10 protein-coding genes are annotated in these 13,691 nt (G+C 68.4%); 7 read left to right on the plus strand and 3 right to left on the minus strand.

What is annotated here, in order from left to right; translation table 11 throughout:
• The 3 genes from VHP37_12765 to VHP37_12775 all read left to right on the plus strand — a co-directional run bounded on the left by VHP37_12765 (window position 1) and on the right by VHP37_12775 (window position 1,638).
• On the plus strand, window positions 1-183 hold the full coding sequence (locus VHP37_12765) for an oxidoreductase-like domain-containing protein (GenBank protein ID HEX2827212.1): 183 nt from the start codon (window positions 1-3) through the stop codon (window positions 181-183).
• Window positions 184-647: 464 nt separating this feature from the next.
• Window positions 648-1,361, plus strand: coding sequence for a transglycosylase SLT domain-containing protein (locus VHP37_12770; GenBank protein ID HEX2827213.1), 714 nt, complete (start codon window positions 648-650; stop codon window positions 1,359-1,361).
• Between the two features lie 31 nt (window positions 1,362-1,392).
• Window positions 1,393-1,638 carry a PhaM family polyhydroxyalkanoate granule multifunctional regulatory protein gene (locus VHP37_12775; GenBank protein ID HEX2827214.1) on the plus strand — a complete coding sequence of 82 codons (246 nt, stop codon included), beginning with the start codon at window positions 1,393-1,395 and terminating at the stop codon, window positions 1,636-1,638.
• Window positions 1,639-1,699: 61 nt separating this feature from the next.
• On the opposite strand, the gene pip is transcribed toward VHP37_12775, so the two are convergent.
• The 3 genes from pip to VHP37_12790 form a co-directional block, all read right to left on the minus strand.
• Window positions 1,700-2,674 (minus strand): prolyl aminopeptidase, encoded by a 975-nt coding sequence (pip, locus tag VHP37_12780; GenBank protein HEX2827215.1) that lies wholly within the window; start codon window positions 2,672-2,674, stop codon window positions 1,700-1,702.
• A 121-nt stretch (window positions 2,675-2,795) separates the two neighbouring features.
• Window positions 2,796-6,524, minus strand: coding sequence for a translocation/assembly module TamB domain-containing protein (locus VHP37_12785; GenBank protein ID HEX2827216.1), 3,729 nt, complete (start codon window positions 6,522-6,524; stop codon window positions 2,796-2,798).
• Window positions 6,524-8,218 carry an autotransporter assembly complex family protein gene (locus VHP37_12790; protein ID HEX2827217.1) on the minus strand — a complete coding sequence of 565 codons (1,695 nt, stop codon included), beginning with the start codon at window positions 8,216-8,218 and terminating at the stop codon, window positions 6,524-6,526. The genes VHP37_12785 and VHP37_12790 overlap by 1 nt, the downstream gene beginning before the upstream one ends.
• Window positions 8,219-8,565: 347 nt before the next feature.
• Here VHP37_12790 and VHP37_12795 point away from each other — a divergent pair, with 347 nt between their 5' ends.
• The 4 genes from VHP37_12795 to VHP37_12810 all read left to right on the plus strand — a co-directional run bounded on the left by VHP37_12795 (window position 8,566) and on the right by VHP37_12810 (window position 13,660).
• Window positions 8,566-10,857: an NADP-dependent malic enzyme gene (locus tag VHP37_12795; GenBank protein ID HEX2827218.1), complete on the plus strand. Its 2,292-nt coding sequence runs from the start codon at window positions 8,566-8,568 to the stop codon at window positions 10,855-10,857.
• Window positions 10,858-10,919: 62 nt separating this feature from the next.
• Window positions 10,920-12,344, plus strand: coding sequence for a class II fumarate hydratase (gene fumC / locus VHP37_12800; GenBank protein ID HEX2827219.1), 1,425 nt, complete (start codon window positions 10,920-10,922; stop codon window positions 12,342-12,344).
• A 3-nt stretch (window positions 12,345-12,347) separates the two neighbouring features.
• Window positions 12,348-13,058 carry an SDR family oxidoreductase gene (locus VHP37_12805; GenBank protein ID HEX2827220.1) on the plus strand — a complete coding sequence of 237 codons (711 nt, stop codon included), beginning with the start codon at window positions 12,348-12,350 and terminating at the stop codon, window positions 13,056-13,058.
• Between the two features lie 98 nt (window positions 13,059-13,156).
• Entirely contained in the window at window positions 13,157-13,660 is a 504-nt protein-coding gene (locus tag VHP37_12810; GenBank protein ID HEX2827221.1) for an MOSC domain-containing protein, read from the plus strand.
• Window positions 13,661-13,691: the final 31 nt, after the last annotated feature.

The following is a 13,691-nucleotide window of genomic DNA, read 5'->3' on the forward strand; positions in this document are numbered from 1 at the left end:
ATGACGGAAGCATCCGACGACGATCCGAAACCCGAACCGCCGCGCGCGCCCGAGCAGTGGGAGTGCTGCGGGAGCGGCTGCGACCCGTGCGTGTACGACCTCTACTGGCAGGCGGTGGATCGCTACGAGCGGGCCCTACACGACTGGGAACTGCGGCGCAAGTCACGCTCGACGCCCGATTGAGCTTGCAAAAAGGGCGGGGTTTGCGGATCGGAATTCTGCGGTTACAATCCACCCGTCCATTCAATAAAGAACCGGCTAATCACCGGCAACTTTTTGTTTTCCTGTAGTTTTTGCTGCCTTCCGCGGCTGCCGGTGATGTCTTCCGGTACGACTTCCGCGAGGCCGTAAAGCCGACTAATCGGGGTGATGGCGCAGCCCGCGCCATTTGAAAGAAGTACCACCCCAGCTCGCCCGGGACCGACTCCGCGTCGCGCAACCCGAGGCTCGACTAAAGAAGGTTCGTCCGCTCGCACGCCGTACGGCGGCTTTGCCTCCGTCGTCCTGCGCCGCAAGCGGTATTCACGTTACCCGTGAGGTAACAGGCTGTCCGGGCGCGGCTGTGCACCCGGGCTCATCAAGAAGGAGGTTTTGCCATGACCGCAAAATCAGCCCCGCAGCTCACTCCGCGTAAGGCAAACCGCGCGATGGTTCCCCCGCGCACCCTGCTTCTGCTCGTCGTCGCCGTCGTGATGGCGACCGCGGCCTGGGTCCTCGAACAGCACGAGATTTCCGGCGTCCCCGCCGCTCCGGCTGCTTTCCAGGCCGTAGGCCAGCCCGACGCCGCCCCGGTGGCGGCCGTTGCGGTCCCCGCCGCAGCCCCGGCCCCTGCCGAGATCTCGCCCGGGCGCGTGCGGGCTCTCGCCGAGTTCCTGGCGAAGCGCTACAGGGTCTCGCAGTCGATCACCCTCGACCTGGTGCAGATGGCGCACAGCGCCGGTCACCAGATCGGGCTCGACCCGCTCCTCATCATCGCGGTGATGGCGGTCGAATCGCGGTTCAACCCGATCGCCGAGAGCGTCGCCGGCGCCAAGGGGCTCATGCAGGTGATCCCGAAATACCACGTCGACAAGTTCCGCGAGTTCGGCGGCGAGAAATACGCGGTGTTCGATCCCGAGACCAACATCCTCGTCGGCACGCGCATACTCAAGGATTACCTGGCGCAGACCGGCAGCCTCAATTCCGCGCTCACGCTCTACGTCGGCGCGTCGGATGCCGCCGACGTGCCCTACATCGAGAAAGTCATGACCGAGAAGCAGCGTCTGCTGCAGGTACTGCGCAGCAAGCCGGCGCGTCCCGCGCATCGCGACGTCGAGGCCTCGGCGCCGCTCGCGGGCGAGCGTTTCGCAAGCGTCCATTGATCGGGCTCACCGCCCGAGCGGGAGCGTAGCCATGGCCGAACCGGGACTTCCGAAAGACCTCTTCGAGTGGATGCAGAAGATGTGGAACCCGATGTCGTTCCCCGTGCCCGGCATGCTCACGCCGACCGCCGACGTCGGCGAGATCGAGAAGAAGATCGCCGAGCTCAAGACCGTCGAGACCTGGCTGACGATGAATGTCGGCTTCGTCCAGATGACGATCAAGACGCTGGAGATGCAGAAGGCGGCGCTGGATGCGCTCGGCGGAACGAAGAAGTGATGAAGTGATGAGGTGAGGAAGTGATGAAAAACGCCGCGTTTCGCGGCGTTTTGTTTTTGCGTCACCTCATCACGTTCTTGAACCGTTCGGTCGCTTTCACCAGCTCCGCGCAGATCCCAGGCTCCCACGCCGAGTGGCCCGCGTCGGGAACGACGACATAGCGCGCTTCCGGCCACGCGCGGTGCAGATCGTCGGCGGTGACGATGGGACACACCGCGTCGTAGCGGCCCTGTACGATCACCGCCGGTATCCCGCGCACGCGGCCGACCCTCTCCAGCAGCGAATCGTCCGGCAGGAAGATGTCGTTTCGAAAGTAGTGCGCTTCGATGCGCGCGAGGCCCAGGGCGACGACGTCGCTGGCGAAATAGGCGACCGTCTCCGGACTCGCCAGCAGCGTCGAGCACGATCCTTCGTAAACGCTCCATGCGCGCGCGGCCGGCATGTGCACCGCGGGGTCCGCATGGGTGAGCCGCGCGTAGTAGGCCTCGAGCAGGTCGCCGCGCTCGGCTTCGGGAATCGCGCCGGCGAATGCGCGCCACGCTTCGGGAAAGAGATTGCGCAGGCCGTAGAGGAACCACTCGATCTCGCTCTTGCGGCAGAGGAAGATGCCACGCAGCACGAGCGCAGCGCAGCGATCGGGGTGCTCGATCGCATACGCGAGCGCGAGCGTGCTGCCCCACGAGCCGCCGAAGACCAGCCAGCGCTCGATGCCGAGATGCCGCCGCAGCCGCTCGAGATCCTCGACGAGGTGAGGCGTGGTGTTGTCGCGCAGCTCGCCCAACGGACGCGAGCGTCCGGCGCCGCGCTGATCGTAGACGACGATGCGGTAATGCGCCGGGTCGAAGAACCGCCGGTGCGCGGGCGCCGAGCCCGCACCGGGTCCGCCGTGCAGGAAGACGACCGGTTGGCCGCGGGGGTTCCCGCATTCCTCGAAGTACATCTCGTGCAGCGCGTCGAGACGCAGCACGTCGCTGTGATAGGGCTCGATCTCGGGATACAGCTCGCCGCGGACGGCGGGGGAATGATCTGCACTCATTTCATAAGACTACCTTGGAATTCGGAGCGATCGATAGATCGCTTGAAGGAAAGGAGGTTCAAGGAGGGAAACCTTGGTTTCCCTCCTTGGCGTTCACCGCCAGCGAGGTCGCGCAGCGACCTCAGTCCCATCCGTAACGGTAGAACACCCCGAACGAGCTCGGAACGCCCGCCTGCGCGCGCAGCGCGACGCGCTGGGTCAGCGCGTATTCGAGCCGCAGCACGGTCTCCGCACGATTGACGCTCTGCTCGAACATCACGTACAGCTTGTCCGTCACGCGCTTGCCCACGGTGACGAACTGGTCCGAGACGGTGTTGCCGCTGCGCATGCCGATCTCGTCCAGATGCAGCCTGCGCGCGATCGGCGCGCCGGCGCCGCCCGCGATCGCGGTCGCGGCGAGCGGCAGCGCCGCCGACTGCCCTGCCGGTCCGGCGGACGGCGCGTGTCCCAGCACGAGCCACGACAGCGCCTCGCCCTCCGGCAGCGACGGCGTCGACACCACTCTCACGATCGGCCGCTGCAGCGTGCCGCTGACCTGCACGCCCGGCTCGACGGAGAGGTTCCTGCGCACCGCGAGGATGTCGAGCGCAGGATTGAAGAGCGGCCCGCTGAAGAAGAGGCGCCCGCGGCTGATGTCGAGGCGCTGGCCGTACGCGGTGTACGTCCCGCGGCGCGCGTCGACGGTACCGCTCGCGATGATCTCGCCGCGCGCGTTGGTCTGCACTTTCACCTGGCCGGACAGCCACACGTCGAGGCCGCGGCCCTTCACGTGCACGTTGTTGCCGAGGTCGACGCCGATATCGACGCTCGCACGCGCAAGCTTGCGCGGTTCGGGAGGCGTCTCGCCCGAAGGCCGCTGCGGCTCGGCGGCTACCGGCGCGCGCCCGACGATCACGACGTCGTCGCCGAGCGTCGGCAGGCTTCGCGTCACGAGCTCGAACACGCCTTCGTCCGCGCGCAGGTTGCCGGTGAACGCGAGCTTGCCCGTGCGCAGCGCGGCGTTGCCTTTGCCGCTGAGGACGAGGCGCCGGTCCGGCCGGCTGAGGACGGTGAAGCGCTCGGCGCGCCAGTCGACCGAGGCCTCGTCGAAACCGGTCCGCGCGAGCGTGCCTTCAGCCGTGAACGTGCCTTCGCCGCCGCGGATCGAGAACGATTCGACGCGGATCTCTTTTTGCGCGAGCTGCGCCTTGAGCGTCCCGCCCTTGAGGTCGATGCCCTCGGCGGGCAGCGCGATCGCGATCTTGTCGGCGGTGACCGGGCCGGTGATCTGCGGATCGGAGAGCGTGCCGCGTCCCTGCAGCCGCGCGTGCGCCTCGCCTTCGATCAGCAGGGTCGTGTCGATGAACGCCGCGAACGGCGCGAGGCGCGCGATGTCGACGTCGGCGCTGAAGTCGATCGGCGAATCGGCGCGGTAGCGGCCGGCGACCGGGCTCGCGCGCCCTTGTGCGCTGGCGCTGGCGAGCGCCGAGCGCAGCCGCGCCTGCATCGTCGCGCGGTCTTCGCGGATGTCGACGTCGAGCGTGAGGGCCGAGAGGCCGAGCGCGATCGAGCGATCGATGCCCAATGCGACGTCTCCCGACTGGCGGCTCACCGAGATCGAGCCGGTGAGCTGCGGCGCGCTGTGCAGCGTCCAGCCGCCGTTGAGCCGCAGCGTCCCGGCCATCGCGGGTGCGATGCCCGCCATCGTCAGCACCGGCCGCAACGGCAGATCGCTGAAGCGTCCCGACGTCGCCAGGCGGCCGTGGTCGTAAGAGAGCTGTTTGACCGCGAGCGTGCCGCCGATGACGCGAAGCTCGAACGCGTCGCTCTGTGCGCGCTGCGGCCCGACGGTGATGCGCACGGGGGCGGTGAGCCTCACCGCGGCTTCGCCCTGGTTGACGAGCTCCTCGACGGTGCCGCTCCAGCCCACGTTCTCGCGCCAGCCGCCGTTCGCGCGCGCGCGGAAGTCGACGCGCTCGCCTTGCGCGGTCACCGTGCCGGTGTGCGCCGCGCGCGTGCCCTTCACGTTCAACACGGCTTCGCGCAACTGCGCTTCGCGCGTCGCAAGCCCGCGCAACGTCGCCGCGACTTCGAACGGTCCGTCGGGGCGCGTGCTGAGCGTGCCGCGCGCGGACAGCGATTTCACCTGGCCCGCGCGCTCGTACGCGAGGTCCGACGCGCTGACCTCGAAGCGCACCCCGGGCGCGCGCCACGCGCCGGTGAGCTCGACGTTGCCGCGGGCGCTGCCCGCGAGCCGCGGATGCACGATCGCGAGGCGGGGCGCATCGAAGCGCACTTGAAGCGTATCGTTCGGCAGTCCCAGCGCGCCTTTGGCGACGATGCTGTTGCCGCCGAGCGTCGCATCGAGGTCGATCTCGCGCAGGCGCTCGCCGGAAAGCGCGACGACGCCGCGGCCGGCGAGCGGCGCGTTCAGCCAGCGCGAATCGCGCACCACAAAGCTCGCGTCGACTTCGGGCCCTGCGATCGTGCCCTTCGCCTGCAGCGTGCCGTTGATCGTGCCCGCGGGGAAGCGTCCCCACGCCGCGGGATCGAACCGCGCGAGGGTCGCTTCGACCGAATACGCCTTGCGGCCGGCGAGGTCGATCTTCCCCGCGCCGCGCGCTTCGCCGCCGCGCGCCCGCGCGACGAACTGCGGCACGTCGACTGCGCTGCCGGTCTTGTGCGCGGTGAGCTTCAACGCGATGTCGCGGTCGACCAGATCGGCGACGATCGACTGGCGCGCCTGAGTGAGCTTCACCTCGGCCTCGCCGGCGAGCGCGGTCGCGCGCAGTTGCGTATGCATGCCGGCGAGGTCGAGGCGCTTCGTCCTCAGGCGCAGCTCGGCGCTCTCGCGCGTGACCGTGCCCGAGCCGGTGACCGTTCCGGCCTTGCCGAGCTCGGCAGTGAACGCCGAGAAGCGTGCGAGCTTGCCGTCGGTGCGCAGCTCGGCGTTCAGCTTCGAGAGCGGCAGCAGCCCGCGATCGTACGGGCCGCTCGCGGTGTTGGTCGCGCGCACGCTGCCGGCGTATACGTCGCCGGTGCGCTTGAAAGCGAGGTCGAGATCGAGCGCGGTGCGGGGCGCCCCGGTCATCAGCGCGGCGAGATCGAGATGGGCGCCGTGTGCGGTGACGTCGTCGAGCGGCATGCGGTCGTAAGGCGTCAGATGCGCGGTGAACCCGGCCTGGGCTGTGCCGCTCGCGACATTGCCTTCGAGCGCGATCTTGGTCAGCGTGCCGTGCGCGCTCGCCGCCAGCGTCGCGGGCGGCTTGTCCCTGCGCAGCGCTTTGAGCGTCGCGCGCAGCGGGAACGGCGCGGTCGCGGCGATCGACCCTTGCAACGTCAGCGCGTAACCGAGCGCATCGACCGTCAGGTTCTTCACGGTGTGCTCGACGCTGCCGCCTTCGTAATCCAGCGCGAGGTTGGAGAGCTCGACGGCGCCGCGGCCGCCGAGATCGACGACGAGCCGGTCGACCCTCGCCCCCGCGAGCTCGAAGCTCACCGGCAGCTCGAGGGTGTCGGGCGGCCGGTCACGAGGCTCGGTCGGCTTGGTGGTGACGCTGATCTCGCGCGCGCCCAATCCCTCGATGCGCGGTTTGAAGCGCGCGAGCGACCACGGCGATACCGCGAGGACGGCGTCGCTCGCGTTGATCTCGATGTCCTCGCCGGCGTAGCGGATGTGCGCGATCCTCGCGCCTCGCACCAGCGTGCCCGCGACGCCGTCGAGCGTGAGCCCTTTGCCCGCGATGCCCGCGACGCGCGTCGCGAGCCACGCGAGACCGCTCTCGGTGTAGAGCAGCCACGCCGCGGCGCCGGCGGCCGATGCGAGGACCGCGGCGAGGAGGAGGGCGGCGACGAGTGCTGCGCGGCGCATCAGAAGCTGAAGCCTACCGAGAAATGCAGCCGTATGTTGCCGTCGCGCTCGCCGTACGCGATGTCCGCGCGCAGCGGTCCCACCGGCGAGCGCCAGCGCAAGCCCACGCCGTAGCCCGTCGCGAGCGAGAAATCCGCGCCGCGATCGAACGCGTCGCCGGCGTCGACGAACACCGCGCCGCCGATCGAATCGGTGAACCAGCGCGTGTACTCCACGCTCGCGAGCGCGAGATAGCGTCCGCCGACGATCGCCTCGCCCTGCGGCACGCCGACCGTCTCGAACGCATAACCTCGCAAGGTCTGGTCGCCGCCGGTCCTGAAGAGGAACGACGACGGTATGCCGATGCGATCGCGTGCAAGCACCGCGCCGGCCTCGCCGCGGATGAGAAAGTCGTTGCGGATGCCGTAGGGGATCAGCCAGTTCACCTTGGCGTGCACGCGGCCGAAGTCGCGGGTGTTCAGACCCGGCACGCTCGCGCCGACCTCGAACGTGCCGAGCAGACCGCGGCGCGGGTTGACGAGATCGTCGGTCGTGCGGAAGGTGCGGCGATAGCCGGCGAAGATCGCGAAGTTATTCTCGGTCGTGGACCCGGCGACGTTCTGTTGCTCGAAATGCGACGACAGCGACACTTGCGAAGGGGTGCGCTCGAGGCCCCAGTTGTGCGCGTAGCCGACGACGACTTCGCGTGTCAACTGACCCGCGATGTCGCGCCGCTCGAGCTTGGTCGAATAGGTGTTCCACACGCCGCCGGGACGCGGCGGCGTGTCGAGCGTGGTGTTGAAGGTCTGTTCCTTCGAGTTGAGGTTGAGCCTCGGTCGCAGCCGCCACGCGCGATCGAAGATGTTGGAGTTGGTGTAATCGAGCGTCAGCCCGAGGCGGGTGTCGGTGCTGTAGGCGATGCCGGTGTCGATGCGCTGCGAAGGCGCTTCGACGACGGTCACCTTGAGCGGCGCGGAATCGGCCTGCGCGGGGTCCGGATCGATGCCGAACTGCACCGCGTTGAAATAACCGCTTTCGAGCAATCGGCGCTGGTAGGAGTCGAGCTTCTGCGCGTCGTACGGCTCGCCCGGCTTGAACGGATTGAGGTTCTCGACCACCGAGGCGGGATAGCGCTGCAGGCCCGCGACCTGCGTCGGGCCGGCATGGAAGATGGGGCCGCTGTCCATCTTCAACGTGAGATCGGCGCGGCGCGCCTCGGGATCGACCCGCGCTTCGCTCGCGCTGATCGCGGCGGCGGGGTAGCGCCCGCGGCCGAGCCTGATCAGCGCTTCGTCTTTCGCCTTTTCCCACTGCTCCTGCCGGAAAGGCTCGCCCGGCGTGAGCGGCCAGGTCTCCTTCACGACGCCGATCTGCCTGCGCCCTTCGCGATCCTCGAGCACGGGCCCCTGGAACTGGAGGTCGACGCCGCGCACCGTCGTGACGACGCCGGGCTTGACCGTGAGGTGCACCACCGCCTCGCGCTCGCCGCGGCGTTCTATCTCGGTGCGCACCTCGGGCGAGAAATAACCTTCGGCCGCCAGCGCCTCGATCGTCGCCCTGCGCGCTTCGGAGACGAGGCGCTCGAGCACCGGCAGGGTCACGCGCTCGTCGCGCTGCCAGCGGACGAGGTCGAGCCCTTCCTCGAGCATCTTCCTGAAGCGCCGCGGCGCGTCGATCGCTACGCGAAAGCGTATCGGCCGAGGCTCCTGCGGCAACGCTTCGGCCGGCGCCGTCTCCTCCGGCGTACGCAGTTCGGTTCCTGGCGGAGCGGCCGGCTCCCGGGCGGATGCGGGAGCCGCGGCGGCCCATACGGCCGCAGCCATCATGAGCAGGGTGCAGCGTAGGTCAGTTCTGCGCGCGCGGCCGCGCATCGGCTGGTCTCATCGGGAGTGGTCGGCGGCCGGCACGTCGGATGCAGCCGGCTATGGTGAAGAAGCAACGGGCAGGATACCGAGGCCGGGCGCCGTGGGGCAAGCTCCGAAGCTTGCCGGTATAATTACGCGGGATTTACACACCCTCTCCGGACCGCTTCGATCTCACCGGACCCTCCGCTGGAAGCCCCATGGATGAAGAACTGCGCAAGGCAGCGCACGAGTACCACCGCTTGCCCACCGCGGGCAAGATCGCGGTTTCCGCGACCAAAGGCCTGATCAATCAGCGCGACCTCGCGCTCGCGTACACGCCCGGCGTGGCGTCGGTGTGCGAGACGATCGCCGCCGATCCGGGCGAGGCGCGCAACCTCACCGCGCGCGGCAACCTCGTCGCGGTCATCACCAACGGCACCGCGGTACTGGGGCTCGGCGCGATAGGGCCGCTCGCGTCCAAGCCGGTGATGGAAGGCAAGGCGGTGCTCTTCAAGAAGTTCGCGGGCATCGACGTCTTCGACATCGAGGTGAACGAGCGCGATCCGCAAAAGCTCGTCGACATCATCGCCGCGCTCGAGCCGACGTTCGGCGGCATCAACCTCGAGGACATCAAGGCGCCCGAGTGTTTCTACGTCGAGCGCCAGCTGCGCGAGCGCATGAAGATCCCGGTCTTCCACGACGACCAGCACGGCACCGCGATCATCGTCGGCGCCGCGATCGTCAACGGGCTCAAGGTCGTCGGCAAGGACATCCGCAAGGTGAGGCTCGTCGCCTCCGGCGCGGGGGCGGCGGCGCTGGCGTGCCTCGATCTTCTGCAAGGGCTGGGGCTGCCGCGCGAGAACATCACCGTCACCGACATCGCGGGGGTGGTCTACAAAGGCCGCAAGGAAGAGATGGACCCGCAGAAGGAGCGTTACGCGGCCGAGACCGGCGCGCGCAAGCTCGCGGACGTGATCGGCGGTGCGGACGTGTTCCTCGGCCTGTCGGCGGGCGGCGTGCTCAAGCCCGAGATGGTGGCGAAGATGGCGGAGCGGCCGCTCATCCTCGCGCTCGCCAACCCCGAGCCCGAGATCCGTCCCGAAGCGGCGCGGCAGGTGAAGCCCGATGCGGTGATCGCGACCGGCCGCTCCGACTATCCGAACCAGGTCAACAACGTCCTCTGCTTTCCGTTCGTCTTCCGCGGCGCGCTCGACGTGGGCGCGACCACGATCAACCGCGAGATGGAGCTCGCCGCGGTGCGCGCCATCGCCGAGCTCGCGCAGGCCGAGCAGTCCGACATCGTCGCGCTCGCGTACGGCGAGCAGGACGTGTCGTTCGGGCCGGAATATCTGATTCCGAGGCCTTTCGATCCGCGCCTCATCGGCAAGATCGCACCCGCCGTGGCGAAAGCGGCGATGGACAGCGGCGTGGCGACGCGTCCGATCGACGACCTCGAAGCGTACCGCGAGCGCTGCAACCAGTTCGTGTACCAGTCGGGCTTCGTGATGAAGCCGGTGTTCACGGCGGCGAAAGCGGCGCCGAAGCGCGTCGTCTACGCCGAAGGCGAGGAAGAGCGCGTGCTGCGCGCCGCCCAGGTCGTGCTCGACGAGGGGCTGGCGAGCCCGATACTGATCGGCCGGCCCGACGTGATCCACCAGCGCATCGAGCGCCTCGGCCTGCGGCTCAAGTCGGGCAAGGACTTCGAGATCGTCGATCCGAACAACGACACGCGCTACCGCGAGTACTGGAGCGCATACCACCGCCTCGCGGCGCGCCGCGGCGTGACGCCGGGCATCGCCAAGTCCGAGATGCGCGAAGCCTCGACGCTCATCGGCGCGATGCTCATCCACATGGGGGCGGCGGACGCGATGCTGTGCGGCCTGCTCGGCAACTACCCGCGCCATCTCCAGTACATCGACCGCGTGATCGGCCGGGCGCCGGGCGTCAATCACTACGCCGCGATGAGCATGCTGCTGTTGCCGAAGCGCACGGTGTTCATCTGCGACGCGTACGTCAACTTCGATCCGACGGCCGACATGATCGCCGAAACCGCGGTGCTCGCGGCGGAGGAGGTGCGGCGCTTCGGCCTCACGCCGCGCGTCGCGCTGCTCTCGCACTCGTCCTTCGGTGCGACCGACACCCCGACCTCGCTCAAGATGCGCGCGGCGCTGGCGCGCATCCGGCAGCTCGCGCCCAACCTCGAGGCCGAGGGCGAGATGCAGGGCGACGTGGCGCTCTCCGAGACGATACGCGAACAGGTGTTCCCCGACTGCGCGCTCACCGGCGACGCGAACCTGCTCGTCATGCCGAATCTCGATTCGGCCAATATCGCCTTCAACCTGCTCAAGGTCGCCTCGGGCGACGGGATCACGGTCGGCCCGGTGCTCCTCGGCGCGGCGCGGCCCGCGCACATCATGACGCGCACCGCCACCGTGCGGCGCATCGTCAACATGACCGCACTGACGGTCGTCGACTGCAGCCACCGCGCGGAACAGAAAACGTTGCTATAGCGACCGGGCTACCCGTTCACTCGTTCACCCGTTCACCCGTTCACGCTTTTCCAGGTAAAGACATGGCCCAGAACACACGCATCGAGAAGGACACCATGGGCGACATCGAAGTCGCCGTCGACAAGCTGTGGGGCGCGCAGACCGAGCGCAGCCTGCACCACTTCCATTTCCCCGGCGAGACCATGCCGCGCGAGGTCGTGCAGGCGCAGATCCTCGTCAAGAAAGCCGCCGCCGCGGTGAACCGCGACCTCGGCGCGCTCGACGAGAAAAAGGCCGGCGCGATCATCAAGGCGGCCGACGAAGCGCTCGAGGGCAGGCACGACGAGCACTTCCCGCTCGTGGTGTGGCAGACCGGCTCGGGCACCCAGACCAACATGAACGTGAACGAAGTGCTGGCGAACCGCGCCTCCGAGATCCTCGGCGGCGAGCGCGGCCAGCAGCGCCTCGTGCACGAGAACGACGACGTGAACAAAGGCCAGTCGTCGAACGATACCTTTCCGACCGCGATGCACGTCGGTGCGGTCATCGCGATCGAGCGCACGCTGAAGCCCGCGGTGAAGAAGCTGCGCGACACGCTCGATAAAAAGGCGAAGGAGTTCATGCACATCGTGAAGATCGGCCGCACGCACCTGCAGGATGCGACGCCGCTCACGCTGGGGCAGGAGTTCTCGGGCTACGTCTCGCAGCTCGATCACGGGCTGAAGCACCTCGACGAAGCGCTGCCGCACCTGTGCGAGCTCGCGCTCGGCGGCACCGCGGTGGGCACCGGGCTGAACGCGCATCCGGAGTTCGCGGTCAAGGTCGCGCAGGAGCTCGCGCGCCTGACCGGCCTGCCGTTCGTGACCGCGCCGAACAAGTTCGAGGCGCTCGCTTCGGTCGACGGGGTGGTGTACGCCCACGGCGCGGTGAAGACGCTCGCGGCTTCGCTGATGAAGATCGCCAACGACATCCGCTGGCTGTCGAGCGGCCCGCGCAGCGGCATCGGCGAGCTCAGCATCCCCGAGAACGAGCCGGGCAGCTCGATCATGCCGGGCAAGGTCAACCCGACCCAGTCCGAGTCGATGACCATGGTGTGCTGCCAGGTCTTCGGCAACGACGTGGCGATCAACGTCGGCGGCTCGATGGGCAACTTCGAGCTCAACGTCTTCCGGCCGATGATCATCCGCAACTTCCTGCATTCGGCACGGCTGCTCGCCCACGCGTGCGAGAACTTCGACGAGCACTGCGCGGTCGGCATCGAGCCCAACCTGCCGCGCATCGATCAGCTCATGAAGGAATCGCTCATGCTGGTCACCGCGCTCAACCCGCACATCGGCTACGCCAAAGCGGCTGCGATCGCCAAGAACGCGCACAAGAAAGGCCTCACGCTGAAAGAGTCCGCGCTCGAGCTCGGTCACCTCACGTCCGAGCAGTTCGACCAATGGGTGAAGCCGGAGGACATGGTCGGCATCAAGGTGACGAAACCCTCCGGAGCGAAGAAGGCGTAAGCCATGGCGGCCGCCGCGCGCATCGCGCTCGTGAGCGGCGGCAACCGCGGCATCGGCTACGCGATCTGCCGCGCGCTCGCGCAAGCCGGCCTCACGGTCGTGCTCACCGCGCGCGACGCGGCCAAAGGCAAGGCCGCGATCAAGGCCTTGCAGGAAGACGGGCTCACGGTCGATTTCCAGCGCCTCGACGTGACGAGCTGCCGCAGCATCCGCTCGTGCGTGGCGGCGGTCGCGGACCGCCACGGCCGCATCGACGTGCTCGTCAACAACGCCGGCGTGCTGCTCGATTCCCGCGGCTCGCGCTTCCTCGACACCGCGCTCGAGACCTATCGCGACACGCTCGAAGCGAACCTGCTCGGCCCGCTCCAGCTCGCGCAGGCTGTCGTGCCGCTCATGAAGGCGCACCGCTACGGGCGCATCGTCAATCTCTCCAGCGGGCTCGGACAGCTGTCCGAAATGGGCTCGGGCACCCCGGCCTATCGCATCTCCAAGACCGCGCTCAATGCGCTCACGCGCATCCTCGCGGCCGAGTTCAGGGAGAACAACGTGCTGGTGAACTCGATGTGCCCGGGCTGGGTGCGCACCGGCATGGGCGGCGAAAGCGCGCCGCGCACGCCCGAGCAGGCGGCGGACACCGCGCTGTGGCTGGCGACCCTGCCGGACGACGGGCCGACGGGCGGGCTGTTCCGCGACCGGAAAGAGGTTGCCTGGTGATCGTCAAAGGTGATGAGGTAGAGGTGATGAGATAAAGGCCAGTTCCGCCACCTTCACTCATCACCTTCACCTCATCACCTTCATCTCATCACCTTTTCATGAAACCCAACCCCGCCAGCCCGCTCCGGCGCCTGATGGACACCTTCCCGCACGCGGGACGCCTGGTCTGGATCGGCGTGCGGCCGAAGAAGCGGGAAGCGCCGCTCGGCGTCGCCGAAGTCGAAGCGATCGCGGGCCGCGGTCTGAAGGGCGATCACCGCGCGCTCGGCCGTGCCGGCAGCGAGCGCCAGGTGACGCTGATCCAGGCCGAGCACCTCGATGCCGTCGCGCATCTGCTCGCGCGAGACGGGATCGATCCTGCGCTCACCCGCCGCAATCTCGTCGTCGCCGGCATCAACGTGCTCGCGCTCAAGGACCAGGTGTTCACGATCGGCGACGTCGTGATCGAAGGCATCGGGCCTTGCGAGCCGTGCTCGCGCATGGAAGCGAACCTCGGTGAGGGCGGTTACGACGCGATGCGCGGGCACGGCGGCATCACCGCGCGCATCGTCACCGGCGGGGTGATCCGTGTGGGCGACGCCGTCCGCTGTCCGCCGGATTAGCTTCTTCACCTAGAATCGGGATTCCGTTGTC

The sequence above is a fragment of the Burkholderiales bacterium genome, from assembly GCA_036262035.1.
In the GTDB taxonomy this organism is placed as follows: Bacteria; Pseudomonadota; Gammaproteobacteria; order Burkholderiales; family SG8-41; genus JAQGMV01.

Excerpts from the sequence above, each read along its gene's own strand:
- VHP37_12765 (HEX2827212.1), top strand. The coding sequence starts at position 1 with ATGACGGAAGCATCCGACGACGATCCGAAACCCGAACCGCCGCGCGCG.
- VHP37_12770 (HEX2827213.1), top strand. The coding sequence starts at position 648 with ATGGTTCCCCCGCGCACCCTGCTTCTGCTCGTCGTCGCCGTCGTGATG.
- VHP37_12775 (HEX2827214.1), top strand. The coding sequence starts at position 1,393 with ATGGCCGAACCGGGACTTCCGAAAGACCTCTTCGAGTGGATGCAGAAG.
- pip (HEX2827215.1), bottom strand. The coding sequence starts at position 2,674 with ATGAGTGCAGATCATTCCCCCGCCGTCCGCGGCGAGCTGTATCCCGAG.
- VHP37_12785 (HEX2827216.1), bottom strand. The coding sequence starts at position 6,524 with ATGCGCCGCGCAGCACTCGTCGCCGCCCTCCTCCTCGCCGCGGTCCTC.
- VHP37_12795 (HEX2827218.1), top strand. The coding sequence starts at position 8,566 with ATGGATGAAGAACTGCGCAAGGCAGCGCACGAGTACCACCGCTTGCCC.
- fumC (HEX2827219.1), top strand. The coding sequence starts at position 10,920 with ATGGCCCAGAACACACGCATCGAGAAGGACACCATGGGCGACATCGAA.
- VHP37_12805 (HEX2827220.1), top strand. The coding sequence starts at position 12,348 with ATGGCGGCCGCCGCGCGCATCGCGCTCGTGAGCGGCGGCAACCGCGGC.
- VHP37_12810 (HEX2827221.1), top strand. The coding sequence starts at position 13,157 with ATGAAACCCAACCCCGCCAGCCCGCTCCGGCGCCTGATGGACACCTTC.